Origin of the sequence: Rubellimicrobium sp. CFH 75288 (assembly GCF_009904055.1) — a bacterium.
GTDB lineage: Bacteria > Pseudomonadota > Alphaproteobacteria > Rhodobacterales > Rhodobacteraceae > Rubellimicrobium.
In genome coordinates this window covers 1-26,047 of record NZ_WYDP01000029.1, presented here as the reverse complement: position 1 = coordinate 26,047, position 26,047 = coordinate 1, and the positions used below count along the sequence as shown (strand labels likewise).

General features: G+C 67.3%; 26 protein-coding genes. 7 read left to right on the top strand and 19 right to left on the bottom strand.

Annotated features, from left to right (window positions below; all coding sequences use genetic code 11):
* Positions 1-103 precede the first annotated feature (103 nt).
* Together GT358_RS15670 and GT358_RS15665 are read left to right on the top strand one after the other, a co-directional pair.
* Complete coding sequence (locus GT358_RS15670; RefSeq protein ID WP_166583575.1) at positions 104-4,078, top strand: glycoside hydrolase TIM-barrel-like domain-containing protein; 3,975 nt, start codon at positions 104-106, stop codon at positions 4,076-4,078.
* A 21-nt stretch (positions 4,079-4,099) separates the two neighbouring features.
* Positions 4,100-6,022: a DUF2793 domain-containing protein gene (locus tag GT358_RS15665; protein ID WP_166583574.1), complete on the top strand. Its 1,923-nt coding sequence runs from the start codon at positions 4,100-4,102 to the stop codon at positions 6,020-6,022.
* Between the two features lie 22 nt (positions 6,023-6,044).
* Here GT358_RS15665 and GT358_RS15660 read toward each other — a convergent pair whose 3' ends face one another.
* From GT358_RS15660 to GT358_RS15640, 5 genes are all read right to left on the bottom strand, one after another.
* Positions 6,045-6,524: a DUF411 domain-containing protein gene (locus GT358_RS15660; RefSeq protein ID WP_166583573.1), complete on the bottom strand. Its 480-nt coding sequence runs from the start codon at positions 6,522-6,524 to the stop codon at positions 6,045-6,047.
* 53 nt (positions 6,525-6,577) lie between these two features.
* Positions 6,578-7,180 (bottom strand): SCO family protein, encoded by a 603-nt coding sequence (locus GT358_RS15655; protein WP_166583572.1) that lies wholly within the window; start codon positions 7,178-7,180, stop codon positions 6,578-6,580.
* Positions 7,159-7,632, bottom strand: coding sequence for a copper chaperone PCu(A)C (locus GT358_RS15650; RefSeq protein WP_166583571.1), 474 nt, complete (start codon positions 7,630-7,632; stop codon positions 7,159-7,161). Before GT358_RS15650 ends, GT358_RS15655 begins: the two co-directional genes overlap by 22 nt.
* A 5-nt stretch (positions 7,633-7,637) precedes the next feature.
* Entirely contained in the window at positions 7,638-8,231 is a 594-nt protein-coding gene (locus GT358_RS15645; RefSeq protein WP_166583578.1) for an SCO family protein, read from the bottom strand.
* A 91-nt stretch (positions 8,232-8,322) separates the two neighbouring features.
* On the bottom strand, positions 8,323-9,654 hold the full coding sequence (locus tag GT358_RS15640) for an Nramp family divalent metal transporter (protein ID WP_166583570.1): 1,332 nt from the start codon (positions 9,652-9,654) through the stop codon (positions 8,323-8,325).
* A 120-nt stretch (positions 9,655-9,774) separates the two neighbouring features.
* On the opposite strand from GT358_RS15640, the gene mntR reads away from it, so the two are divergent.
* A complete protein-coding gene (gene mntR, locus GT358_RS15635) occupies positions 9,775-10,233 on the top strand; it encodes a manganese-binding transcriptional regulator MntR (protein ID WP_166583569.1) in 459 nt (152 codons plus the stop codon).
* Between the two features lie 11 nt (positions 10,234-10,244).
* Here mntR and GT358_RS15630 read toward each other — a convergent pair whose 3' ends face one another.
* Genes GT358_RS15630 through GT358_RS15610 form a run of 5 tightly spaced genes read right to left on the bottom strand, consistent with a single transcriptional unit; the run spans position 10,245 to position 14,735 of the window.
* On the bottom strand, positions 10,245-10,904 hold the full coding sequence (locus tag GT358_RS15630) for a thioredoxin domain-containing protein (RefSeq protein WP_166583568.1): 660 nt from the start codon (positions 10,902-10,904) through the stop codon (positions 10,245-10,247).
* The gene (locus GT358_RS15625) at positions 10,901-11,338 is read right to left on the bottom strand and encodes a disulfide bond formation protein B (RefSeq protein WP_243730937.1); all 438 of its coding nucleotides are present in this window, start codon (positions 11,336-11,338) and stop codon (positions 10,901-10,903) included. The genes GT358_RS15630 and GT358_RS15625 overlap by 4 nt, the downstream gene beginning before the upstream one ends.
* Positions 11,325-11,798, bottom strand: a complete 474-nt coding sequence (gene lspA, locus GT358_RS15620; protein ID WP_243730936.1) for a signal peptidase II — start codon at positions 11,796-11,798, stop codon at positions 11,325-11,327. The genes GT358_RS15625 and lspA overlap by 14 nt, the downstream gene beginning before the upstream one ends.
* A gap of 8 nt (positions 11,799-11,806) precedes the next feature.
* Positions 11,807-12,430, bottom strand: a complete 624-nt coding sequence (locus GT358_RS15615) for an isoprenylcysteine carboxylmethyltransferase family protein (RefSeq protein WP_243730935.1) — start codon at positions 12,428-12,430, stop codon at positions 11,807-11,809.
* Positions 12,431-12,434: 4 nt separating this feature from the next.
* Entirely contained in the window at positions 12,435-14,735 is a 2,301-nt protein-coding gene (locus GT358_RS15610; RefSeq protein ID WP_166583565.1) for a heavy metal translocating P-type ATPase, read from the bottom strand.
* A gap of 86 nt (positions 14,736-14,821) precedes the next feature.
* On the opposite strand from GT358_RS15610, the gene GT358_RS15605 reads away from it, so the two are divergent.
* On the top strand, positions 14,822-15,256 hold the full coding sequence (locus GT358_RS15605; protein WP_166583564.1) for a helix-turn-helix domain-containing protein: 435 nt from the start codon (positions 14,822-14,824) through the stop codon (positions 15,254-15,256).
* Between the two features lie 87 nt (positions 15,257-15,343).
* Here the strand turns inward: GT358_RS15605 and GT358_RS15600 are convergent, their stop codons facing one another.
* From GT358_RS15600 to GT358_RS15590, 3 genes are read right to left on the bottom strand one after another with little or no spacing between them, the layout of a single operon-like run.
* Positions 15,344-16,252 (bottom strand): cation diffusion facilitator family transporter, encoded by a 909-nt coding sequence (locus tag GT358_RS15600; protein WP_166583563.1) that lies wholly within the window; start codon positions 16,250-16,252, stop codon positions 15,344-15,346.
* Entirely contained in the window at positions 16,242-17,564 is a 1,323-nt protein-coding gene (locus tag GT358_RS15595; protein WP_166583562.1) for an MFS transporter, read from the bottom strand. Before GT358_RS15595 ends, GT358_RS15600 begins: the two co-directional genes overlap by 11 nt.
* Positions 17,565-17,573: 9 nt before the next feature.
* Positions 17,574-17,831, bottom strand: coding sequence for a metal-sensing transcriptional repressor (locus GT358_RS15590; protein ID WP_166583561.1), 258 nt, complete (start codon positions 17,829-17,831; stop codon positions 17,574-17,576).
* Between the two features lie 483 nt (positions 17,832-18,314).
* Between GT358_RS15590 and GT358_RS15585 the strand changes: the two genes are divergently transcribed.
* On the top strand, positions 18,315-19,043 hold the full coding sequence (locus GT358_RS15585; RefSeq protein ID WP_166583560.1) for a HupE/UreJ family protein: 729 nt from the start codon (positions 18,315-18,317) through the stop codon (positions 19,041-19,043).
* Between the two features lie 16 nt (positions 19,044-19,059).
* A complete protein-coding gene (locus GT358_RS15580; protein ID WP_208103571.1) occupies positions 19,060-19,902 on the top strand; it encodes a hypothetical protein in 843 nt (280 codons plus the stop codon).
* A gap of 49 nt (positions 19,903-19,951) precedes the next feature.
* Here the strand turns inward: GT358_RS15580 and GT358_RS15575 are convergent, their stop codons facing one another.
* From GT358_RS15575 to GT358_RS15560, 4 genes are all read right to left on the bottom strand, one after another.
* Positions 19,952-20,434, bottom strand: coding sequence for a DUF411 domain-containing protein (locus GT358_RS15575; RefSeq protein WP_166583559.1), 483 nt, complete (start codon positions 20,432-20,434; stop codon positions 19,952-19,954).
* 38 nt (positions 20,435-20,472) lie between these two features.
* On the bottom strand, positions 20,473-20,859 hold the full coding sequence (locus GT358_RS15570) for a DUF302 domain-containing protein (protein ID WP_166583558.1): 387 nt from the start codon (positions 20,857-20,859) through the stop codon (positions 20,473-20,475).
* A gap of 221 nt (positions 20,860-21,080) precedes the next feature.
* Positions 21,081-22,607, bottom strand: coding sequence for a multicopper oxidase family protein (locus tag GT358_RS15565; protein ID WP_166583557.1), 1,527 nt, complete (start codon positions 22,605-22,607; stop codon positions 21,081-21,083).
* A 67-nt stretch (positions 22,608-22,674) separates the two neighbouring features.
* Positions 22,675-23,025 (bottom strand): hypothetical protein, encoded by a 351-nt coding sequence (locus tag GT358_RS15560; RefSeq protein WP_166583556.1) that lies wholly within the window; start codon positions 23,023-23,025, stop codon positions 22,675-22,677.
* Between the two features lie 875 nt (positions 23,026-23,900).
* On the opposite strand from GT358_RS15560, the gene GT358_RS15555 reads away from it, so the two are divergent.
* Positions 23,901-24,737, top strand: a complete 837-nt coding sequence (locus GT358_RS15555) for a DUF3883 domain-containing protein (protein WP_166583555.1) — start codon at positions 23,901-23,903, stop codon at positions 24,735-24,737.
* Positions 24,738-24,740: 3 nt separating this feature from the next.
* Here GT358_RS15555 and GT358_RS15550 read toward each other — a convergent pair whose 3' ends face one another.
* Both GT358_RS15550 and GT358_RS15545 read right to left on the bottom strand, forming a co-directional pair.
* On the bottom strand, positions 24,741-25,121 hold the full coding sequence (locus GT358_RS15550) for a hypothetical protein (RefSeq protein ID WP_166583554.1): 381 nt from the start codon (positions 25,119-25,121) through the stop codon (positions 24,741-24,743).
* Positions 25,121-26,047 (bottom strand): recombinase family protein (locus GT358_RS15545; protein ID WP_166583553.1); only part of this gene is annotated, 927 nt, incomplete at its 5' end. The genes GT358_RS15545 and GT358_RS15550, both read right to left, overlap by 1 nt.

The window sequence follows — 26,047 nt, the reverse complement described above, 5'->3', positions numbered from 1 at the left end:
TGATCGAGGAACCGCTGACGCCCACCTGGCGCCGCCGCCTCGCCTTCGCCTTCCTGTTCCCGGCACGCTGACTCCCCAACCCTTCGAACCCTGAGATTTCCACATGGCAACGCTCGTCCTCGGCGCCGTCGGGTCCGCCATCGGCGGGGCCTTTGGCGGCGCGATCCTCGGCTTCTCCGGGGCCGCCATCGGCGGTTTCATCGGCTCGACCATCGGGTCGGTGGTCGACAGCTGGATCGTGTCCTCGCTGGCGCCTGCTCAGAAGATCGAGGGCCAGCGGCTGGATTCCCTGCGGATCACCTCGGCCACTGAAGGGGCGATCATCCCCCGCCTTTACGGCCGCATGCGGATCGGCGGCAACATCATCTGGGCGACCGATTTCCGCGAAGAGACGAAGACCACGACGCAAGGCGGCGGCAAGGGCGGCGGCGGCGGCAAGGTCCGGACGACGGAATACCTCTACTACGCCAGCTTCGCAGTCGCCTTGTGTGAAGGCCCGATCACCGGCATCGGCCGCATCTGGGCTGACGGCAAGCCGCTCGACATGACCGGCATCACATGGCGCTGGTATTCAGGCGACGAGACCCAGACGCCTGACCCGTTCATCTCCGCGAAAATGGGGGCGGCCAACACCCCGGCCTATCGCGGTACGGCCTATGTGGTCTTCGAGGAACTGTCGCTTTCCACCTACGGCAACCGCCTGCCGCAGCTCAGCTTCGAGGTCTTCCGCCCGCTCCCGGATCCCGACACCGCCGAGGGGCTGGTCAAGGCGGTGACGATGATCCCGGCCTCTGGCGAGTTCACCTATGCGACGGAAACGATCCGCAAGAGCGCGGGCGGCTTCGGCGGCACGACCTCGGCCGAGAATCTGAACGCGCTGCCGGATGAGGCCGACATCGTCGTCGCATTGGACCGCCTGCAAGCCATGGCCCCGGCGGTGGAAAGCGTCAGCCTCGTCGTTGCGTGGTTTGGCAATGACCTGCGCGCGGGCAATTGCACGATCAAGCCCGGCGTTGAGGTGGCGGCCAAGGTCACCAGCCCCAAGACCTGGACAGTCAACGGCGTGGCACGGGCGAATGCGCATCTGGTCAGCCGTGACGCCGAGGACCGTCCCGTCTACGGCGGCACGCCCGCCGACTTTGCGGTGGTGCAGGCGATCCGCGAGATGAAGGCCCGCGGGCTGCGGGTGACTTTCTACCCGTTCCTGCTGATGGACGTTCCGCCCGGCAACACGCTGCCGAACCCCTACAGCGCCAACGCTGCCACACCGGGCCAGCCCAGCTTCCCCTGGCGGGGCAGGATCACCTGCTCCCCTGCGCCGGGATATGCGGGGACTGTGGACAAGACCGCCGCCGCCGCAACGCAGGTCTCCAGCTTCTTCGGCGCGGCCACGCCGGCGCAGTTCGCGATCTCCGGCGACACCGTCAGCTGGACCGGTCCCTCGAGCGATTGGGGTCTGCGCCGGATGATCCTGCATTACGCCCATCTCTGCGCCGCTGCCGGCGGCGTCGACGCCTTCCTGATCGGCTCGGAGATGCGCGGGCTGACCACCATCCGCTCCAGCGCCAGCGCCTATCCGGCCGTCACCGCCTTCAAGGCACTGGCGGCCGATGTGAAGGCCATCCTCGGGGCTGGCACCAGGGTGGGCTACGCCGCCGACTGGTCGGAGTATTTCGGCCATCAGCCGGGCGACGGCAGCGGCGATGTCCATTTCCACCTCGACCCGCTCTGGGCGGACGCCAACACCGACTTCATCGGCATCGACAACTACATGCCACTGTCGGACTGGCGCGACGGCTTCGACCATGCCGATGCGCTTGAAGGCTGGCCCGCCATCCATTACAGGGGATATCTGCAGGCCAACATCGCAGGCGGCGAGGGCTTCGACTGGTTCTACGCCAGCACCGCCGACCGGTCGGCCCAAGTCCGGACCCCCATCACGGATGGTGCTGCAGGCAAGCCCTGGGTCTTCCGCTACAAGGATCTGCGCGCCTGGTGGTCGAACCCGCATTTCAACCGGCCGGGCGGGGTGGAAAGCGGCACGCCCACCGCATGGGTGCCGCAATCGAAGCCCGTCTGGTTCACCGAACTCGGCTGCCCGGCCATCGACCGGGGCACGAACCAGCCGAACGTCTTCTTCGACCCGAAGTCGTCCGAGAGCTTCACGCCGTATTTCTCCCGCGGATGGCGCGACGATGCCATCCAGCGTGCCTATCTGGAAGCCAGCTATCTCTGGTGGGGACAGGCGGCGAACAACCCGACTTCCGCGATCTACGGCGGCCGGATGGTCCACGTCCCCGAATGCGCTGCCTGGACGTGGGACGCGCGGCCCTATCCGTTCTTCCCCGAGCTGACCGGGGTCTGGACAGACGGCCCGAACTGGCGGCTCGGGCACTGGCTGACCGGACGACTGGGCGCCGTGTCTCTGGCCGCCCTTGTGCGGCACCTCTGCCTACGCTCTGGGCTCGACGAGGCGCTGATCGACGTCTCCGGCCTCTGGGGCGCTGTCGAGGGCTATGTCATCGGCGCGCTGGAAAGCCCCCGCGCCTCGATTTCCACGCTGGCACAGCATTTCGGCTTCGACGCCATCGAGACCGAGGGCGCGATCCGATTCATCATGCGCGGCCGGGCATCGCTCGCCACGCTGTCCATCGACGATCTGGTCGCAAGCCGTGAAGGCGAGGCGCTGGAACTGGTCCGCGCGCAGGAGACCGAACTGCCCCAAGCGCTGAAGTGGCAGGTGGCGCGGGCGGATGAGGACTATGACGCCGCGCTAGTGGAAGCGCGCCGCATCACCGTCGACACGACGCGCATCGCCTCCGAATCCTTCCCCATGGCGATCCCACCCGAGGAAGCCGAACGCCGCTGCCGCCGCGCCCTGATGGAGGCGTGGATCGGCCGGGAGAGCGCCACCTTCCGTCTGCCGCCCTCGCGGCTGGCCCTCGATCCGGCCGACGTCATCCGGCTCGCGCATGATGGCCGTGAAGTCGAATTCCGCCTTGTCTCGGTCGCCGATTCCGAGGCGCGCGGCATCGAGGCGGTGCGCCAGGACCGCGCCGCGTATGACTTGCCGCCCGGCGATCCCCGACCGGCCTCGCTCGCGAGCCCCGTCGTCTTCGGCACGCCCGAGGTGGTAATGCTGGACCTCCCGCAGATCACCGAGGACCAGCCCGCCCATCGCCCCCTGATCGCTGCCTATGCCAGCCCCTGGCCGGGCGAGATCGCCGTCTTCCGCAGCGCCTCGACGGATGGGTTCAACCTCCTGACCACCTTCGGCAGTCGGGCCAGACTTGGCACGCTGGCCTTCGATTTCTTTCCGGGCCCGACTTCGAGGTTCGATCTGGGCAACGCGCTGGTCGTCGATCTTCTGTCGGGGACGCTGGAGAGCGTGACGGATGTCGCTCTCTTTGGCGGGGCCAATGCACTGGCGGTCGAGGTGGGGGCGGGGCTCTGGGAGATCATCCAGGCAGGCCAAGCCGAACTGATCGGCCCCGGCCGGTACCGGCTCACCCGTCTGTTGCGCGGCCAGCGTGGAACAGAACATTCCATGGGCAATCCCACCCCGGCCGGGGCGCGGGTCGTGGTGCTGGATGCAACGCTGTCCTCGCTGCCCATCGCCGAGGCCGATCTCGGACTGCCATGGAGCTGGCGTGTGGGCCCCGCTGCGCGCGCCCTCACCGAAGACAGCTACGCCGCGCTGGGCTTCACCCCGACAGGACGCGGCCTTGTCCCGTTCGCCCCGGTCCATGTCGAGCAGCCCTGGCGGACGGCGCGCAGCCCGGGCGATCTGACCATCCGCTGGACGCGCCGATCCCGCGCGCTGGTGGCCGATGCCTGGGAACAGGTCGAAGTGCCGCTGGTCGAGGACCAGGAATCCTACGACGTCCAGATCCTCGACGGGACGACCGTCAAGCGCAACCTGACCAGCAGCACGACTTCCGTCCTCTACACCGCCGCACAGCAGACAGCCGATTGGGGCGCGCCGCTCGGGCCCGGCCAGACGCTGGCGATCCGCATCTACCAGCTTTCGAACCGCCTCGGCCGCGGCACGCCCGCCGCGGTCACGCTGCAATTCTGAGCCCAACCCACGGGAAGCCAAATGTCCGACACCTCGACCCATCTGGGCCTGCCCTACCTCTTGGCGGCGCAGGCACAGAAGCATGTCACCCATAACGAGGCGCTGCGCCTGCTCGATGCCATGGTGCAGCTGTCGGTCCTCGACCGCACGCGCACCGCGCCCCCGGCCAGCCCTGCCGATGGCAATCGGCATCTGGTCGCTTCTGGCGCGACCGGGCTCTGGGCCGGGTGGGAGCTGAACATCGCCTTTTGGATCGATGGCGCGTGGATCCGCCTCGTCCCGCGCACGGGCTGGATGGTCTGGGTCGCGGCCGAAAGCCTGTTCCTCGTCTGGACCGGCAGCGCCTGGGAGGTGGTGGGCGAGCCGCGCGACGTCTCCGATGCCGTGTTCAGCCTGGTGAACGACGCCGATCCGACGAAGAAGGCGACCTTCTCGCTGGCGGGTATCACCGCGGGCACCACGCGCAGCTTCACGTTGCCGAATACCTCGTCCGAACTGGCGATCCTTGCGGGCACCCAGACCTTCACCGGGAACAAGACGTTTTCGGGGACGCTGACGGCCTCGGGCACGGTGACGACATCCGGGGCCACTGCGACCATCGGCACGTCCACCGGCACCGCGACCTACGGGATGGGGACAGGGGCCACGGCGAGCGGCACGACCAAGACCGTGAACCTCGGCACGGGCGGCACTTCCGGATCGACGACGGTCCTGAACATCGGCTCGGCCACCGCCGGGGCGGGCGGGACAACAGTCATCAACACGCCCACCGTGACCTTCGCGAACAGCGTCACGCAGGTCGGCATGCCGCAGGCGAACCTGACGGCGCAGCTCCTCGGCCTCGGCGGGGCGACCGCTGACAGCTACAACCGGCTGTCGGTGAACACACCGGCCGTGCTTCTCAACAACGCAGGCGCCGGGATCGAGGCGACGGTCAACAAGGCGGCCCCGGCGAACGACGCAGCCTTCGGCTTCAAGACCGGGTTCTCCGCCCGCGCCCTCATCGGCCTTCTCGGCAACGACGATTTCAGCTTCAAGGTCAGCCCGGACGGCTCGGCCTTCTTCGATGCCATCAGGATCGACCGGACCAGTGGCCAGGTGGAACTGCCGCAGCCGACCGTTCTGCCGGGACTGGCCGCAGCGCCGTCGCCCCCACCGGCAGGCAAGGCCTCTGTCTATGCCCGCAACCGAGCCGGTGCGCCGTGGATCGACGTCATGCGCCCCTCGGGCCGGGATTTCCCGCTCCAGCCGCATTTCGGGGTCAACCGCATCGCCAACTGGTCGCCCTCGGTCAGCACTACGATCACGACCGAGGGCCTGCCGATCACCTCGGTCGGCACCGTCTCGCACCCGACGCTGGCGGCCACCAACCTTGCCGCCTCGATGCGCCGCTGGCGACTGACCTCGTCGGCTGCGGCGGACTCTGTGGCCGATCAGCGATCCGCAGGCTGGGCCTGCTGGCGAGGCAACGCGGCGGGCCTCGGCGGCTGGACCTTCGTGACGCGCCTTTCGCTCACGACGCTCCAGGCGACCGGAATGGGCTTCTTCGGCCTCTATGGATCGACCGCCGCGCTGGCCACCACGCTGACGCTGGCCGCCGTGGTGAATTGCGTCGGCATAGGTTTCCAGCGCGGGACCCATGCGAACTGGCAGCTGGTCCGCAACGACGGCACCGGGGCGCCGACCCTGACCGACATGGGCGCGTCCTTCGCCATCGCCACGGGCGGGGTGCTGACCCTGTTCATCGCCGCGCCGCCGAACGGATCATCCGTCTGGGTGCGCGTCGTGGACGAGGTCACTGGCGCGGTCTTCGAGCAGGAAATCACCGCCGACCTGCCTGCGAACACGCAATTCCTGTCGCCGCGGCTGTTCCTGAACACCGGCGCGACCGCCGCCGCCGTCGCCTACGACTGCGCCGGGGTCTATGTGGAGACGGACTATTGAGGATCCGTTCCCGCGGCAACCATCAACCCATTGCGTCATATCGAGTAAAGACCTCGGTCGAGCCGTCTTGACGGATCAGGAACACCTCATAGGCCTCGCGTTCGGCCTCCGGCCCCATGCCGGGGGAGCCGTAGGGCATGCCCGGGACAGTCAACCCGATGGCGTCCGGGCGCTCGGCAAGCAGGCGGCGGATGTCGGCAGCCGGAACATGGCCCTCAAGGACGTAGTCCGCTACCATGCCGGTGTGGCAGGAGATCATCTTCTGCGGAACGCCCACCTCGGTCTTGTACATCATCAAAAGCGTTCCGTAGCGCTCCTCGTCGGTGACGGCAAACCCCGCATCCCGAAGGTAGGCGACCCATGCGTCGCAGCATTCGCAGCCGGTGCCTTTCACGACATGAATGGCGGTCCCTTGGGCAAGGAGCGGGTGTGCAATAAAGGTCGTGAATGCAAGTCCCGACAGCAGTGCGCCGCGGCGGGTGATGTCGGTCGAAAATGCCATGGTTGTCCTCGTCAAGAGTGGAATCTGCAAAGGCAAGATGCGGTCCGTTGCTTTCATTCCAAGACCCTGCGGATCTTGGGTAAAGCAAAACGGCGATCCTCGTGATAGTCAATGATCCCGCCGAAGCGCCCGTCGGCGCGGAACAGGAACACGCCCGCTGTGTGGTCCATCGTGTAGTGCTCCCCCTGCGCCACCTTCTCGAACCGCGCGCGGAACCCGGCTGCGGCGCGTTCGATTTCGGCCAGCGGGCCGGTCAGACCGATGATGCGGGGATCGAAATTCGACAGATATTCCGCCAGCACATCCGGCGAATCACGTTCAGGATCAACGCTGATCAGCACTGTGTTCAGCCGGTCGGCGTCTGGGCCGAGATCCTCCAGCCAGCCCGAGATGTCGCTTAGCGTCGTCGGGCAGACATCAGGGCACCAAGTGAAGCCGAAGAACACAAGCGTCGGGCGCCCGATCCAGTCCACTGGCCGAACGGTTTTGCCGCGATGGTCGGTCAGGGTGAACACCATCTCTGCGATGGGCAGGGGCAATAGATCCGCCCCCGGCTTTGTGCGGCTGCGGGTTTTCCACCAGCCAAGACCGAGGGTGAACGCCAATGCGCTTGCCGCTCCGCCCAAGCCAAGGATCACTGCGCGGCGTGTTCGCAATCCGGCCCCTCCGCGCGCAGGGACAAGACCTCGACGTTGACCGTGACCTCGCCTGCCTTCTCAAAAGTCAGTGTCACGGGGAAACTGTCGCCTTCCTTCAGCGCGGTGGACAGATCCATCAGCATTCCATGATAGCCGCCCGGTGCCAGCGCAACCGTTTGTCCCGCCGGAACGGGGATGGACATGGCGTGCGGCATCGAGGCGACCCCGTCCATGACCACAGTTTCGTGCAGCATCGGCATTCCCGCCGCAGGGGTGGCTAACCCGATCAGCGCATCATCGGTGTCACCTGCGTTGGTGATTTCCACATAGAACACTCCTGGCCGCCCGGCACCGATTGTGGCCCGGGACCAGGCGTGCTCGACAGTCAGATCACCGACGGTGAAGGTTTCGCAGGCAAAGGCGGCGGGGGCCGACAGGGCCAAGGCCGTGGCAAGGATCAGCGTTCTCATGTGGCTCACAATCTGGATTGAAGGTCGGCAAGGATTTCAGTGGCGGGGGTGCCATAGGTGAATTGGCGCAGCCAGTCGCCGTCCGGTCCGATCAGGTAGAGGGCGGGACTGTGCGACATCGCGTAGCCGTCCGGGGCTGAGGGGTCTTCCTCGCGTTCGAAGAATATCTTGAAGCTGTCAGCTGCGGCGCGGGTTTGGGCCGCGTCTCCCGCAAGTCCGAGGATCGAGGGATGGAACGCCGTGACAAACTCGGCCAGACCAAGCCTGCGGTCGCGCTCGGGGTCGATGGAAATGAGCAGCGGCTGCACGCGGGCAGCATCATCTCCCAAATCGTCCATGACTTGTGCCACTTCGGAAAGGGTCGTGGGGCAGACATCGGGGCAATTCGTGAAGCCGAAGAACACCAGCATATGCTTGCCCGCAAAATCTGCCGGGGTGCGCAGGCGCCCTTCGGCATCGGGCAGCGCAAAGGTCGGCCGGAACGCCGCCTGCGCCACGGGTAGCGGTGCACGGTCTGAAAGAACCATAAACGCCCCATAGGCAAGCGTGGCAATTCCAGCCGCAGCCCAGAGGATTTTCTGTAGTCCCGTCAAACGCATCCGCTTCGCTCTCTGTTGTTTTCGGATGTCTAAAGCCTCCAGTAGCTTGAGCTTCAAGCGGCAAATTTCGTGGTCACGGAAGGGTGACGGGTCAGCCCAGCAGAACGGTCGACAGCAGGTTGATGTTCAGCACGATGATGACGGCCGCAATCAGCCAGCACAGCCCGGTCAGCCAGTGCGGTGCCACCAGGTCACCCATCTTGGCGCGGCTCGCGGTGAACATGACCAAAGGCACGATGGCGAACGGCAACTGGAACGACAGCACGACCTGGCTGAGGATCAAAAGCTGACCCACGCCTTCGCTGCCGTAGAGCAGGATCACGAAGATCGCGGGCACGATCGCAAGGCAGCGGGTGATCAGCCGCCGCGCCCAAGGTGCTATGCGCAGGTCGATGAACCCCTCCATCACGATCTGCCCGGCCATGGTAGCTGTGACTGTGGAATTGAGGCCCGCGCACAACAGCGCCACACCGAACAGGATCGGCGCCAGCGATGATCCCAAGAGCGGCTCCAGCAGCAGGTGCGCCTTGTCGATCTCGGCCACGTCGTTTTCGCCAACCGTGTAGAACGCGGCGGCGGCAAGGATCAGGATCGAGGCGTTGATCGTCAGCGCGAACATCAGGGCGATGGTGCTGTCCCATGTGGCCAGGCGCAGGGCCTCGCGCTTGGCGGGCAGGTCAAGCCCGAAGGCGCGGGTCTGCACGATGCCGGAATGCAGATACAGATTGTGGGGCATCACCGTGGCCCCGATGATCCCGAGCGCCAGATAGAGCATGGTCGGGTTGCCCAGAATCTCGCGGCTTGGGGCGAACCCGGCGATGACTTCGCCCCAGACAGGGTCGGCCAGCGCAATCAGCACGACAAAGCAGGCGGCGATCAATGCCATCAGTGAAATGATCAACGCCTCGATCCAGCGGAACCCCTTGTTCTGCAACCACAGGATCAGGAACACGTCGGCGGCGGTGATGAAGATGCCGATCTCCAGCGGTATACCGAACAAGAGGTTCAGACCGATGGCGGTGCCGATCACCTCGGCCAGGTCCGTGGCGATGATCGCCCCTTCCGCCAGCACCCACAGCGGGACCGACATCCATTTCGCGAACGCGTCGCGGCAGGCCTGCGCTAGATCGCGCCCCGAGGCGACGGCAAGCCGCGCGCAGAGCGACTGGAGCAGGATCGCCATGATGTTCGACAGCAGGGCCACGAACAAAAGCGTGTAGCCAAAGGCCGCCCCGCCCGCGAGCGAGGTCGCCCAGTTGCCGGGGTCCATGTAGCCCACTGCCACCAGATAGCCGGGGCCGATGAACGCAAGGAACCGTCGGAACCGGCTGGTGCTGGTGCCGCCATTGCCGACCGCGATGCTGCGGAAGACCTCGGACAGGGACGGCGTCTCACGCTCTTGTCGCCAGGCGTTCGCGGGCATGGCGGTGATGCTTTCCGTGGTCGCAAGGTCGCGCCAAAGGCTTGGCGCACAAAGTTAGACTATGCTAACAATCAGTGGCGCGTCTTTACTTGTCAATCCTCCCTGTGCGACACTCACCGAATGACACGGCACGTTCTTGCCCCCCAGACGCAGCCCGCATCCGATGACCGGCCCGCAGATCTGAGGGCAGAAGCGTTTCAGGGCGTGCGCGACGCGCGCAGCCGGGAACTGGCCGAGGATTATGTCGAGCTGATTGCCGAACTGATTCACGATCAGGGCGAGGCCCGCCCGGTCGACATCGCAGCTCGGCTTGGCGTGAAAGTGCCAACCGTGACCAAGACCCTCGACCGTCTGGCGCGCGAGGGGCTGATCACCCGCGCCAAGTATCGTTCGGTCTTTCTGACGGATGCGGGCCGTGCGCTGGCGAAGGAATGTCGGCGGCGGCACGAGATCGTCTTGCGCTTTCTCATTAGCCTGGGACTGGACCCCGAGACGGCCGAACGCGACGCCGAAGGCATCGAGCATCACGTCAGCGAGCGGACGCTGGCCCTGTTCGCAGCCTTCGCCAACAAGTCCTGAACGCGGGGCCGTCAGGCGTTTTCGACAGCAAACCGGACATCGGCAATCAGGCTTTCGGCGCTGAAGTTCTCCAGCCGCCTGCCGTTCAGGAAGAAGGTCGGCGTCTGGCGAATTCCCGCGGCCTCGACATCGGCCATGTCCTGATTGAGGATGCCGGTGATGCCCGGGAACAGCTTGTCACTTTCGGCCTTTTCAAGATCGAGGCCAGCGGCCCCGGCAATTTCCCAGGCCAGATCCAATTGCGGCGATCCGTGTACCGCCCAGCCCGGCTGCTGTTCCAGAAGTGCGTCCAGCACCGGCTCGAACTTGTCCTGCATCCGCGCGGTCTCCAGGATGCGCACCGCCTCGTCCGAGCCTTCGTGGAACACCGTATAACGCAAGACGACGCGGACCTGATCCGGGAACTGGCGGCGGATTTCCTGGACGACCGGATGGTACGCCCGGCAGGCCTCACACGAAGGGTCGAAGAATTCGACCAGCGTGACCGGCGCATCGGCAGGGCCGAAGCTGGGGGAATGCGGGCGGATCAGAAGCGAGGGGTCCACGGCCGGAGTGGCAGCGGCAAGCGCTTCGGCTTCGGCCTGACGCTGGCGGTTCAGGAAGAAGGCACCGCCCCCGAAAGCGACAAGCCCGAGGGCCGAAGCCCCGATCAATAAGGTGCGGCGGTTCATGTGCGGGTTCCTTTGGAAAAGATCAGACAGGCAAGGATGGCAGCAAAAGCCGCCAGCGAGAGATAGGGAATAGGCAGGCCAAAGATGATCTGCGCCGGACCAGAGCAAGACGGCCCGTCCTTGGTGCAGGGTGCGACGGCCTCGGGGATAAGGCCGAGATGGAGCCCGGAGTGCCAGCCTGCCAGTGCCAGACCCGCAAGCACCAGCGGCAGGGCATAGGGACGCGCCATGCCGTCCCCTCGCCAAAGCGAAAGGCCAAGGATCGCCACCAGCGGGAACATGGCGACGCGCTGATACCAGCACAGGGTGCAAGGCATCTGGCCCAGCACCTCGCCAATGAACAGCGCGCCAAGCGTGGCGGTCAGTGCGATCAGGAAGGCGGCCGTGAGGGGCAGGTCGTCGCGCGACAGCGTCTGGGCATTAGCGTCGGTCAAGAACAGGCTCCTTGCGGCGGCGTGATCGGAGAGAGGCTGCGAGGATGCAAACTGCCCCGAGCGTGATGGCGATATCCGCGACATTGAAGGTGGGCCAGTGCCAGTCCTGCCAGAAGAGATCAAGGAAGTCCGTGACCGCCCCTTGCCGCAGCCGGTCGACAATGTTCCCAAGTGCGCCCCCAACAACGAGTGCAAAACCTGCGCGTTCAAACGGATGGCGTGCCCGGAACGCCATGACGGCGAAGACCAGCGTCAGTGCCCCGGTCAGTGCCGCCATGAGGAGGGGCTTGCCTGCCATCACGCCCGAAAGCATCCCGAAACTCGCCCCTTCGTTGAAGCCGAGCCTCAGGTTGAAGCCGGGCATGACAGCAACCGGTTGGCCGAGCGGGAGGTTCAACAAAGCTGCTGCCTTGGTCAGCTGATCAGCCAGCGCAGTGGCCGCGATCAGGACGACAATCATGCGCCCGGTCATGACGTTGCCCTGCGACGAAATCCGATCCAGCGCGGAACAGAGGCCGCATAGCGGTCATAGTCCGATCCCAAAGTCTGACGCATAGCGGCCTCTTCCGACCGGACCTGCGTGGCCGCAGACCAGAGGAACAGGATCGCCGCGAGGATGGTCGGTACGGCAGGGACCGCGAGGGCGACTCCCGCCAGCAGGGCGAACTGTCCAACAAAGGTCGGGTTGCGGCTGAACCGATAAAGCCCGCCCGAGACGAGGCTGCCCGTCTGGCCGCTCGCCACACCGACGCGCCAGGACGTGCCCATCGACATCTGCGCAGCGAAGGCCACCATTGCGCCAAGGCCCGCGACGAAGATGCCGATCACCCCAAGTATCAGCGCCTTCCCTTCGGTCCAGAACGGATCGACCTTGTGCAGCATGGGCAGCGCGAGCCAAAGGAGCGGCCCGAAGAAGGCCAGCGCGAAGGTTGAGCGGAACCCGAAGGCTGCCAGCCGGTCGCGCCCAGTGGCACGCGCAAACAGCCAGACGGGTCGTCCCGCCGCCTGTGCGGCGACAGCACTGCCCCAGAAGAACAGCGCGAGATAACCGAAGAGAAGGGCCAGCGCGGCCCAGCCAAAGCCAGACATCATCGCATCACGCCTCGCGTTCCGGGTTGAACCGCAACAGGCGCAGCGCGTTCAGGGTGACCAGCACGGTTGCCCCGGTATCGGCAAGGATCGCGATCCAGAGGCCGGTCAGCCCCAGAACCGAGGTCACCAGGAAAACGGCCTTCAGCCCCAGAGCGATGGTGACGTTCTGGCGGATGTTGGCCATCGCCGCGCGCGACAGGCGGATCATGGCGGGGATGTCCGTTACCCGGTCGCGCAGGATCGCCGCATCGGCGGTTTCCAGCGCCACATCGGTGCCCGACCCCATCGCCACGCCCACGCTCGCCTGTTTCAGCGCGGGCGCGTCGTTGATGCCGTCGCCGATCATCATCACGCCGCCCCGTTCGCTCATCGTCTTGATCGCCGTCAGCTTGTCCTCTGGCATCATGTCGGCCTGAAACTCCATGCCGAGGCCACCCGCGATGGCGCCAGCCGTGCGCGGGTTGTCTCCGGTCAGGATGACCGAGGTCACGCCCATCGCCGTCAACTGTCGCACGGCGTCCTTGGCGTCTGCGCGCGGCTCGTCCCGCATCGCGATCAGGCCGAGCGGGGTCTTTTCGCGGAACACCGCGACGACGGTCTTGCCATCTTCCTCAAAGCTGGTGGCCTGGCGCAGGCCGAGGCCATCGAGCCCGCCATTCTCCATGGCGTAGCGCGGAGAGGCGACCCATGCGGATGCCTCGCCAACCGTTGCGACGACGCCTTTGCCCATCAGCGCCTTGGCGTCGCGCGACGGCAGCGCCGCGACGCCTGTGTCCTTGGCCTTGTTCAGGATGGCGATGGCCAAGGGGTGGCTCGACCCCGTCTCCACCCCCGCCGCGACGGCCAGCAGTTCGGCCTCGGTGGTCGTGCCGAAAACAACCAGGTCTGTCACCTTCGGCCGCCCGTGCGTCAGCGTTCCGGTCTTGTCGAATGCGATGCGGTTGACGCTTGATGCCGCCTCGATCACCGCGCCGCCCTTCATCAACAGCCCGCGCTTTGCGCCCGTGGACATCGCCGAGGCGATGGAGGCCGGGACCGAGATGACCAGCGCGCACGGGCAACCGATCAAGAGCAGCGCCAGCCCGCGATAGACCCAGGTATCCCACGGTTGACCAAAAGCCAGCGGCGGCACCAGCACGACCAGCGCCGCGACCGCAACAATTGCGGGCATATACCAGCGGCTGAAACGGTCGATGAACCGCTCGGTGGGCGCGCGGGCCTCCTCGGCCTCTTCCACGAGACGGATGATGCGGGATATGGTGTTGTCTTCGGGCCCCTTGGTCACTTTGATCCGCAACGCGGCTTCGGTGTTGATCGAGCCCGCAAACACGGAATCCCCCGGCCCGCGTGTCTTGGGCACGCTTTCACCGGTGACCGGGCTTTCATCCACGCCAGAAGTGCCCTCGGAAATCTCTCCATCCGCCGGAACGCGGTCACCGGGCCGCACAAGGATCATCTGACCCACCGACAGGCTGGCCGCAGGCACCTCTTTCGTGGCGCCATTCACCTCCAGCATCGCTGTCTTGGGCACCAGGTTGGCCAGCGCGCGGATCCCGTCCCGCGCCTTGCCTGCTGCCACACCTTCCAGCACTTCACCCACCGCAAACAGAAAGACGACCAGCGCCGCCTCTTCCGCCGCATTGATGAACAGCGCGCCGATGGCCGCGATCGTCATCAGGCTTTCGATGGTGAACGGCTGACCCATCCGCAGTGCGGCAAAGGCTCGCCTCGCCACCGGCGCAACCCCGATGAGGCAGGCCGCGGTGAAGGCCCATTTGCCGATCTCGGGCGCCAGGTATTCAATGATCCAGGCGGCCCCCAGCAAGAGGGCGGTGAACATCACCAGCTTGCCCTTGCCCGTCTGATACCAGCGCTTGCCACGGTCGGCTGGATCGTCATGCACATGGCCGGCGCTGCCGTGGCCGGAGTCGTCGCGTTTTGCGGTGGCGTCTGCCTGCGGGCCATGGTCGTGGCCATCCTGATCGTGGCCATCACGATCGTGGTCAGCGTGCTCGCCAACGTCTGCCTTCGGGATGTTAGCGCCGGGCAGCACGAACTCTTTGTTCGCCGAGGCCGCACGCGGCGCGATTTCATAGCCGAGGGCCCGGACCGTTTTCTCGACCTTGTCCCGCCCGGTCTGCGCCTCGTCCAGCGTCAGGCGCAGGCGTTCCGACATGATGCTGACCTCGACGCCGCTGACCCCCGGCATACGCGTCACCGCATCCCGGATCTTGGCAGCACAAGAGCCGCAATCCATGCCTGATACGGTCCAGTCGCAGGCGGTTTCGCTATTTGCTTCCGTCATGGCTTTCCCTCGGCCCCGAGGGGCAGTTGTCTTCATCGAGTCGGGAACCTAATGTCTCTAGCAACTATAGCTTCAAGGGGAATCTGATGTTGACCATCGGAAAGCTCGGGGCGCAGGCCAGAGTGAAGGTGCCGACGATCCGCTACTACGAACAGATCGGCCTGCTGCCGGAGGCCGAACGCAGCGCGGGCAATCAGCGTCTCTACAGCCGCAAGGCGCTGGAACGGCTGGCCTTCATCCGGCACGCGCGCGACCTCGGTTTCACGCTCGAGGCGATCCGCGACCTGCTCAGCCTGTCGGACAATCCCGAACAGTCCTGCGCCGCCGCCGATGCCATCGCCAGGGCGCAACTGGCGGAGGTCGAAAGTCGCCTCGCACGGCTGACGGCGCTGAAGGCCGAACTGGAACGCATGGTCGTGCAATGCGCGGGCGGAAAAATCGCCGATTGCCGGGTCATCGAGGTGCTGGGGGACCACGGCCACTGCATGGCGGACCACCATCGTCCGGTGGATTCCGTGTGAATATCCGGTTCCGCTGCCGAACGTGCCGAACGTGAAGGGCGCGCGCCGGAAGGCACCCAGCGGGCAACAGGCGGCGCGGCGTGCCGGTCAGGTCGCAAGGCAAACCCCCGCCCTTTCGCAAGGCGCGGTTTCCAGTTGCAGCGTGACATGGCCAATGCCGAAATCACGTTCCAGCGCTTCCGTCACATGGTCGAGGAAGCCATCCCTATCCTCGCCCTGCAAGACGACATGCGCCGCCAGGGCCGTCCTGGTCGTCGAGATCGCCCAGACATGAAGGTCGTGCACGTTGTTCACTCCCGGCTGGTCGCCGATGAAACGGGCCAGTTTCTGCAGGTCGATCCCCTCGGGCACGCCATCGAGGCCGAGATGCAGGGCCTGGCGCGTCAGCCGCCAGGCGGTGACGGCGATCAGCAGGCTCACCGCGATCGCCACTGCGGGGTCGAGCCATTGCAGCCCCGTCAGCCAGATGCCCGCCGCCGCCAGCACGACGGCGACCGAAACGGCGGCATCGGCCGCCATGTGCAGGAAGGCGCCCTCGGCGTTGAGGTCATCGTGCCGGGCGCGCAGGAAAAGAAGCGCCGTGCCGGTGTTGACCAGGATCCCGATCCCCGCCACCGCCATGACGACCGGCCCCGGCACCTCGACCGGCGCCGAAAGGCGCCCCACCGCCTCCCACTCCCAGATCACCCAGACGACCCCGATCAGGATGGCGATGCCGTTCAGGAGCGCCGCCAGGATCGTGGCCCGACCCAGCCCCCAGCTGTGCCGCGCACTGGCCGCGCGCCGTGCCAGAACCGCCGCCGCCCAGGCGATCAGCAGGCCCGCGACATCGGTCAGGTTGTGCGCGGCATCGGCCAGAAGCGCGAGCGAGCCGGTCAGGAACCCCGCCGCCGCCTCGGCCACGACATAGCCCGCGTTGAGCAGCACGGCGAGGCGAAAGGCCGGGCCGAGGTCGGCGGGGCCGGCGCGATGGTCGTGGGTGTGGTCATGCGGCATGGCGGGCTTCTTCCGGCGGCCAGTCGGGGTGCAGCGCGTCGCGGATCGCGGCGTGGCGGTGCGGTGTGGCGTGTTCGCGCAGATGCGGGTGGTCGGGGGGAAGGTCCGCGTGGACGTGCGGCAGCGCGGTTTCCTCGGACGCGGGCCAGAGACGCCAGGCGAGCAGGGTGCCGAGCGCGGCCAGCGCCGCCATGACGAGGAAGGTCGCGGGCAGGCCGATCGCCGCACCGGCCCGGCCCGCCAGCGGATAGGCGATCAGCCAGCAGGCATGCGACAGCGCGAACTGCGCGGCAAAGAGCGTGGGCCGCTCCTCGGCCGGGGCCGAGCGGCGCAGGAGGCGGCCCGTGGGCGTCTGCACCAGCGCATAGCCGAAGCCCGTGACCAGCCACAGCGCCATGAGCGCGGGCAGCGCACTCGCCATCGGCCCGGCCAGCAGGGCCAGCACCAGCAGCACAGCACCCGCCAGCATCGCCGGGCGGTCGGGGATGCGCTCCAGAAGCCGCGGCAACATGAACGCCGCCGCCATCGACCCCGCCCCGAAGGCCGCGAGCGAAAGCGCCACCTGCGGCTCGCCCAGACCGAAGCCCGCCTTCACGACGACCACGGTGTTGACGATCACCATGGCGCCCGCCGCCGCCACCGCCAGGTTCAGCGCCAGAAGGCCCCGCAGCCGCGGCGTGGCGAGATAGCGGCGGATACCGGCGGTGGTGCGCGCCCAGGCCCCGCCCGCCGCCGGGGCCTGCGGCGCGGGCAGCCGCACGGTCGTGACCAGCGCGGCCGAGGCGAGGAACCCGATCACCGTGCCGCCGAACAGCGCCGGGAAGCTGACCAGCGTCAGGAGCGCCGCCGCCAGCATGGGCGAGACCAGGCTTTCGAGGTCGTAGGCCAGCCGCGACAGCGACAGCGCGCGGGTATAGTCGGCCTCGTCCGGCAGGATGTCGGGAATCGTGGCCTGAAAGGCCGGGGTGAAGCCCGCCGAGGCCGCCTGCAACAGGAAGATCAGGGCATAGACCTGCCAGACCTCGGTCACGAAGGGCAAGGCCAGCGCCACCGCGGCGCGGATCAGGTCCAGCCCCCCCAGCCAGGCCCGCCGCGGCACCCGCGCCGCCAGCGCCGCGGCCACGGGCGACAGGCCCACATAGGCCACCATCTTGATCGCCAGCGCCGTGCCCAGCACCGCGCCCGCGTTCTCGCCCGCAATCCGCCAGGCCAGCAGCCCCAGCGCCACCGTGGCCAGCCCCGTCCCCACCAGCGCGATGACCTGCGCGGCGAAGAGATGGCGCCAGGTGCGGTTGGACAGGACCGACAGCATCGAATGGCCTCAGAGCAGTTTCGCCAGCTGGCGCAGCTCGTCCAGGTCCGCCGCCCCGCCGTGGCCCAGGCAATGGTCCATGTGGTCGTGGATCAGCGTGCGCTTGGCGGTGGAGAGGGCCTTTTCCACCGCCTGAAGCTGCACCGCGATCTCGGTGCAGGGGCGGCCGGCCTCGATCATGCCGATGACATGGCGCAGATGCCCCTCGGCGCGCTTCAGCCGGGTGACGATGGCGGGGTGGCTTGCATGGGGATGCGGGTCTGTCATAAGAAGGACATATCCCCCCCGGGGGGATAATGCAAGATCGCCGGCAGGCGACGGGACGAAGGCAGGTTCGGGGATGCGGGCAAGGCGCGGCAGAGGCAAGGCAAGGGGGCCACGGGCACCGCTGTCCTGGCTGGTCCTGCTGGCGTTGCTTTTCGCCCCGGTTCTGGTGAACCTGACCCACGGGCCCGCCAGCATGGCGGCGGCGGCCGAGGTCGCAGCACATGGGCATGCGCATTCCGAAGCGGATCATGGGCCTTTCGCGGGTCACGATGCAACCGACCACGAGCACCAGTTGCAGGCCCTGCCGGAACCCGGCCCCGACCATCCCGCGTGGCGCGAGCCTGCGCCCGCGCCCGGAGAGGCATCCGCGCCGCCCGGCCTGATCCGCGAAGGACCGCGGCGCCCGCCCCGCCTCGTCTGACCCATGCTTCGCAGCGCAGCCCGGCCGCGCCACACGACAGATCGGACGAAGGACTTCCTCGCATGACACATGACTCCGCCGGTCGCGCCCGACCGGCCCTTCCCGCGCGGCGGCTGGCCCTCTGGCTTGCGCTCGCGCTCCTCGCCCTTGCCTGGGCCGATTCGGCCCTCGCCCACGCGGTGACGCTGGGCGACAAGGGCTATATCCAGGAGGTGACCGGGGTGCACATCATCCCCTTCCTCTACCTCGGCGCCAAGCACATGGTGACCGGTTACGACCACATCCTGTTCCTGTTCGGCGTGATCTTCTTTCTCTACGGGATGAAGGAGATCGGCCTCTACGTCTCGCTCTTCGCCATCGGGCATTCGACGACCATGCTCGCCGGGGTCTGGTTCGGCTTCGGCATCAACAGCTACATCATCGACGCGATCATCGGCTTTTCCGTGGTCTACAAGGCGCTCGACAATCTGGGCGCCTTCCGGACCTGGTTCGGCGTGCAGCCCGACACGCGGGCCGCGACGCTCATCTTCGGCTTCCTGCACGGCTTCGGCCTCGCCTCGAAGATCATCGACTACGACATCTCGCCCGACGGCCTGCTGGCGAACCTGATCGCCTTCAACGTCGGGGTCGAGATCGGCCAGCTGACCGCGCTTGCGGCCATCCTCGTGGTGATGAACCGCTGGCGCGCCACCCCGTCCTTCGCGCGGCAGGCCTATGCCGCCAATGTCCTGATGATGGTCGCCGGCTTCGCCCTGACGGGCTTCCAGATCGCCGGCTATCTCGTCGCCTGAATTGCGGAGACATCCCATGCAACGCAAGTATTTCGATATCGCCAACGCCCCCGCCCCCCCATTGCGGGCCGAGCCGCGCCACGACCGCCGGCGCGACGCCGAGGGCCATGTGCGAGGCGTCGAGGCCACGTCCGGCGGCCTGATCCGCGCCACCCTCGGCTCGGCCGCCGCGGCCGGCGCAATACTGGTGCTGTTCTGGCTGCCGGCCGAATACGGGATCGACGCCACCGGCCTCGGGCGCGCGATGGGCCTGACGCAGATGGGCGAGATCAAGCAGCAGCTCTATGCCGAGGCTGCGGCCGAGGATGCCGCACGTGCCGCCGCGCAAGCCCCGGCCGCTGCGGCCGCCCCCCTCGCTGCCGACCCGCAGGTCCTCGCGCGGCTCGCGGCGATCGAGAGGCAGGTTGCGGCCATCGCGGCCGTGATCGGCGCCGAGGTCGGCGCGGCGCCGGCTGTGCCCGAACCGGCCGCCGCTGCGCTGCCGGCAGGAGCGACGGCGCCCGTCGCCTCGGCCCCCGCACCGGCCACGACCGGGCAGGATGCGGCGCTCTGGCGCGACGAGGTGAGCTACACCCTCGCGCCCGGCGAAGGCATCGAGATCAAGCTGGCCATGGCCGAAGGCGCGCGGGCCGCCTTCGCATGGACCGCAAACGGGGCGGTGCTGAACTACGATACCCATGGCGAGGGCGGGGCGAACCGGATCAGCTACGAACAGGGGCGCGCCGTGCCCGAACAGACGGGCGAACTGGTCCCGGCCTTCGCCGGCAACCACGGCTGGTTCTGGCGCAACCGGACCGACGCCCCTGTGGTCCTGACCCTGCGGACGCGCGGCGACTACCAGGCCATGCGGGCCCCCTGAGCCGACCCCGGATCGGGTCTTCCGCCCCCCGGGCTATCGGGGGGCGGCATCACCCTGCCGCGGGATACTGCGCGAAGACCTCCGCGCCTCCATCCCGGCGGATCAGCAGCACGTCATAGGCCTCGCGCGCGCTTTCCGGACCCATGCCGGGCGAACCGTAGGGCATCCCGGGAACCGAGAGACCGATGGCATCGGGGCGCTCGGCCAGCAGCCGGCGGATGTCGGCGGCGGGGACATGGCCCTCGATCGTGTAAGCGCCGCTGATGGCGGTGTGGCAGGAAGCAAGCGCGTCCGGGATGCCGTGCGCGCGCTTGAAGGCGGCCAGCGCGACGGGGTCGCGGTCTTCGAAGCTGACGGCGAACCCGTTGTCGCGCAGATGCCCGATCCAGCTGGTGCAGCAACCGCAGCCCGGGTCCTTCACCACATGGATCCTCGGGGCCTCCCCTTCGGCGGCGGCGCCGAGCGGCCAGATGGCCAGCATGGCCATCCCGCCCTTCAGGGCCATGCGGCGCGTGACAACCGTCCGTGTCATCCGGTCCTCCTTTCCGGTTTGCTGGTCAGGCCCGCGCATCAGATCGCCGCTACGGCCTTCGCCAGCAGGTCGCGCACCTGGCCGGCCACCGACTGCAACCGGTCGTTCGCAATGGCCTGCATCGAGGCCACCGGATCGATGGCGCTGACCTCCACCCCGCCCTCCACCGCGCGCAGGATCACGTTGCAGGGCAGCATCGCGCCGACGCGGGGCTCCAGCCCGATGGCCTGATGCGCCATCTTCGGATTGCAGGCGCCGAGGATGCGATAGGCCGGCATCTCGACGTCGAGCTTCTTCTTCATCGTCGCCGCGACGTCGATTTCGGTCAGTACGCCGAAGCCGTGATCCGCCAGCGCCTTGCGCGTACGCGCATCGACGTCGTCGAGGCCGGTTCCGGGGACCATCCGGTCGATCGTATAGGACATGCTCTGTCTCCGTTCACTTCCGCAGGTATTTGATCAGGGCCGCGATGGCCAGCACGAGGAGGACGAGGATCAGCAGGCCGAACAGCCAGCCGAAGCCCATGCCGAATCCCATTCCGGTTCCGTTCATCATGGTCTTTCCCTTCCGTTGTGGCACGTCCTGCGTGCCGGTGGGGTGACATCCGGGCGGGGCACCGCTTCGCTGCGCCCCGCCAAGCGCGATCTCAGGCCGAAACCGCGAACTCGGTCATCATGCCGGTCGCCAGGTGCGGCATGTGGTGACAATGCAGCATCCAGCGCGCAGCCTCTCCGGCGTCGAGGGCAACATCGACCATCGACATCGGCGGCACATAGACCGTGTCGCGCAGCGCCCCCGCAACCGCGCGGCCGTTCACCGCCACGACTTGGAAGGCGTGCCCGTGCAGGTGCATTGGATGGCCCATCATCGACATGTTGTGGAAGGACAGCACGACCCGTTCGCCGCTGCGCGCGGCGATCGGCTGATGCTGGCCCCAGGTGGCGCCGTTGATCGTCCAGGCATAGGGCTGCATCGAGCCGCCCAGCATCAGCATCTGGCTGCGATCCACCGGCCGCCCCTGCAGCGGAACCAGGGCCGACAGGCGCGCCTCCTGCGCAAGATCGGTGTCGAAGGCCGGGGCCGCCGTCTCGGCGAGGGCGTCCAGACGCCGGACCTCGGCGCCGGGCGTGGCGAGGATCAGCCCGGTGCGCTCGCGCGCGCCCTCGCGCAGGGCAAGGATCGGCCAGGTACCGGTTTCGGCCGGAAGGTCGATCTCCAGATCCAGCCGCTGCCCCATCGCCAGCCCGAACCGGCTTCCGGCAAGCGGCCGGACCGCGTGCCCGTCCACGGCAACGAGCCGGGCCGCAGCCCGTCCGCTGTCGATCCAGAACACCGTCGCCGCCGCCGCGTTGATGATGCGCAGCCGGATGCGGCCGCCGCGCTCGATCGTGACCACCTCGGGGTCGGACAGGGTGCGGTCATTGGCGAGATAAGCGTCCCAGTCGTAGTCGTTCAGGTCCATGGCCATGCCGGCCATCCCGCCCATGCCCATCATCCCGCCCATCCCCCGCATGTTTCCCATGCCCGGCATGTTGCCCATCCCGCCGTGGCCCAAGGCACCGTGATCCATGCCCGGCATCGGCTGGGCTGCCGACCCGCCCGCCAGCGCGCCGTGATCGCCATGCCCGCCCGCACTGCCGCCGGTGATCCGGGCCAGCACCTCTTCGGGTGCGCTGAACGAGAAGTCGTGCAGGAACATCACCACCTCCTGCCGGTCGGCGGCCAGATCCTCGGGCGACCGCACGATCAGGGGCGCGGCGAGAAGCTGAATTTCCTGGATCGGCAGATGGCTGTGCATCCAGTGAGTGCCGGCCCTCGGTTCGAAATCGTAGGATCGCGTCTCGCCGGGAACCAGGGGCGGCAATGGGATGTCCGGCACGCCGTCCTGGGCATTCGGCGGGATCTGGCCGTGCCAGTGAATGATGGTGGGAACGTCGAGATCGTTCGTTAGATCGACCCGGAACCTTTGTCCGGGGTCGAGCACCAGGCCCTGGCCGGATGGCCCGGCAAGGCCAAAGACGGTCGCGGCACGGCCGTCGATGTCGAGCGTGCGGGTTGCGGCGGACAGGGCCAGCGGGCTGCCGCTCTGCGCGCGGGCAAGACTTGGCATCTGCGCGCCGAGAATGGCGGCAGAGCCTGCGGCCAGAAAGCCGCGTCGGGTAAGGATGTTCATGGTCGTCTCCTCGGGACAGGCGTCCCGTCATCTGATTGTCCGGAATGCGAAGGGCAGCCCCGCGCGATCAGAGGAGACGGGACTTGGGAGGCCGATCGGTTCCTTCCGGCACGCGGCCGACGGGAATGGCTTCGGGCCGGACGTCATGCCTGTCGGCGCCAGGGGCATGTTCGACTTGCTCGCGCGGCGGCGTCGCGATGACCAGGAGACCGGCGCAAACGGATTTGCACATCGCAGCATCCGCCGACCCGCAGGGGTGCGCGGAGTCGCAGCCCACGTCCGCTCCGACCGCAGAACCCTTCATCTCGACGGCATGAATCGTATGTTCCGAAGCGCAACCGATGCTCATGCGCGCGGCATGCGCAGTTGCCAGCGTGGTCACCAGGGACACCGCGAGGATTGCAAGCAGGGTCAGCAATCGCGAAAGCATGCTCCAAGCCTAGGCGCGGCGCGCTCGAAAGTCCATCAGACCAGCTGCCACGCTTCTGCCAAGACCCGGAGATCGCGAGCGCGATGAAGCTGCGTCGCGATGTGTTGGCTTTTCGGAGGCTCTCCTGTCGCGATACTGATCTCCCGCTTGGCGCTGATCCGATACAGCATGCATTGTTGTCGCGTCGCCGGAGATCATCGCGCAGCAACGACATGTCCTGCGACTGCGTGGGTGGCTTGCCGGAGCATTAATCTTGACGGATGCTTTGATGAGGTCCTAGGCGCCTCCCCGGCCGTTGGTCCGTAACGCGACACGTCAAAGCAACCACACATGTCGCCAAGAAAACAAGGCCGTCGCTACTGAAAAATGGTTGAGCAGAGCAGATCGGCGGAGCGGACGGGCAGAGCCGCTAAGTACCGCGCTGTCAGAATCGACAGATGGAGAAGGTCCGACGTCAGGCCCATCCCCTCCGCCATCATCCCTGTTGCGAACACGGAGAGGCGCCCATAGCGGCGCGGAAATAGTCGTGTTTTCAAAGGGCTTTGCCTCCCCCGTGCGAACCTCTGAGACTGCGCGCGAGGCCCGTTCCGGGCTCTGAACGGCGCTCCGTCTCTGTTCGGGCGAACCTCGCCGAATTCGGTTCGGTCTGATTTTTCCTCGCCTTTCCAATGGCCTGAGTTTCAACTCCGCCAAAACTTCGCCCCTCGTGTCCATCGCCTTCGAGGGGAACAGAGCCGCAACACGCAATAGGCGCAGCCGGTGGGTGCGCTGGTCGAATGGCGCATAGCGGAGGCGGTGATTTAAGCGGGCCAGCATTGGAAAGCGTTGATGACAAAAGGACTTGCCGCCCGTAGCCTGGCGCAATGTCGAACGCGCCCTGGACGGATGAAGAGAACGACCTGATCGTCGCGGATTACTTCGCGATGCTGGCCGACGACATCGCCGGGCGGCCCTACAACAAGGCCGAGCATCGTCGTGCGCTGCTGCCGCTTCTCAACAACCGCTCCGAGGGATCGGTCGAGTTCAAGCACCAGAACATCAGCGCGGTGCTGAAGGGCCTCGGCGAGGACTGGATCCCCGGCTACAAGCCCGCCTTCAACTTCCAGATGACGCTGGTCGATGCCGTGGCGCGGTGGCTGGCGCTGAACCCGGCGTGGCTGGGGCGTCAGCCGAGTCTGCATCCTGCGGGTGGTCTGCGCGAAGCGGCGCAGATCTGGATCGGGCCGCCGCCGACGCTGTCGAACCAGCCGCCGCCGCAGGAGCTGGAGCAGATGCTGCACATCGCGGCCAAGTTCGATGTCGCAGGCCGGGACGAACGCAACCGTGCCCTCGGCCGCGCGGGCGAGGAACGCGTTCTGGCGCATGAGCGGTCGGCGCTGCGTTCGGCGGGGCGCGACGACCTGGCGCGCAAGGTGCGCTGGGTGTCGGAGGAGGACGGGGATGGCGCGGGCTACGACATCGCCAGCTTCGCACCGGACGGTCGGGAACGGCTGATCGAGGTGAAAACGACGAATGGTTGGGAGCGCACGCCCTTCCACATCACCCGCAACGAGCTTGCCGTGGCCGAGGAGCGGCGCGCGGAATGGCGCCTCTTCCGGCTCTGGAACTTCTCACGCGAGCCGAAGGCGTTCGAACTGCACCCGCCGCTGGACGCGCATGTCTCGCTGACGGCGACGACGTTTCAGGCGAGCTTTCACTGAGGCTCAGTCGAACACCCGGCCCGGCTGCTCGTCCCACGGCAGGGCCGCCACGAAGCACAGGTCGTAGATGCTGATCGTCGAAGGCTCGCGGTGGACGACCAGCCGCTCGAGCACCTCGGGCGCGAGCCAGGCGAGGCGCAGGAGGCGGCTGACGTAGCGGTCGGACAGGCCCTCGTCGCCGGCGAGATCGGCGAGCGTAGCCACGTCGCCGCGTTCCAGCCGCTGCCGCCAGCCCCAGGCACGGCCGATGGCGCGCAGGAGGTGCGGATCCTGCCCGTGGCCCATGGCGGCCTCGACATGCTTCGGCGGCAGGATCCGGGGGCGGCCGCCGCGGCGGCGGAGTTCGAGGGGGATGTGGACGCGCAGGGTCTCGGGCGCAGGCATCAGGCGACCTCCTTCCTCGGCGGGACCATCAGCGCGGCGATGGCGCCCAGCCCCTCGTGGCGCAGGTCGATGGCGAGGCCCGCCTCGCTCACCGTGATCCGCGCGACCAGCAGCTGGACGATGCGCGCCTGCTCGGCCGGGATCAGCGCCTGCCAGAGATCGTCGAACTGCGACAGCGCCGCGACGACGGTGGTCTCATCGAGATCGGGGCGCTCCTTCCGCACCGCCCGCGCCGTGCGCGCCGCGACCTCGGGCGTGCGCAGCATCCGGCGGATTTCGCCGATGACGGCCTCTTCGACCATCGCGCCCGGCAGCCGCTGCGGCCCGCGCAACTCGGCCGCGGGGCGTTTCCGGATCACGTCCATGGACGTGTAATAGCAGTAGCGCTTGCCCTTCCGCCTGGTGTGGTGTGGCGTCATGGCGGCACCGGTCTCGGTGAAGATCAGCCCGCGCAGAAGCGCTGGCTGAGCGGCCCGCGCCACCGACCTGCGGGCGACACGGTTGTTGGCCATGACAGCGTGCACCTCGTCCCACAGCTTCTGGTCGATGATGGCCGCGTGCTCGCCGGGATGGACCTCATCCTTGTGCACGGCGAGGCCGAGATAGACCTTGTTGTGCAGGAACTTCAGCAGGTAGCCCCGGTCGAACACCGCGCCGCGCTTGGTGCAGATCCCGCGGGCGTGCAGCTCCTTCAGCACCTGTGCGGTAGAACTGGAGCGCGCATAGAGGCGGAAGATCGTCCTGACGTGCTCGGCCTCGGCGGGCTCGATCACCAGCTTGCGGTCCTTGACCACATAGCCGAGCGGCACCGGACCGCCCATCCACATGCCCTTCCGGCGGGAGGCGGCGAACTTGTCGCGGATACGCTCGCCGATCACCTCGCGTTCGAACTGGGCGAAGCTGAGCAGGATGTTCAGCGTCAGCCG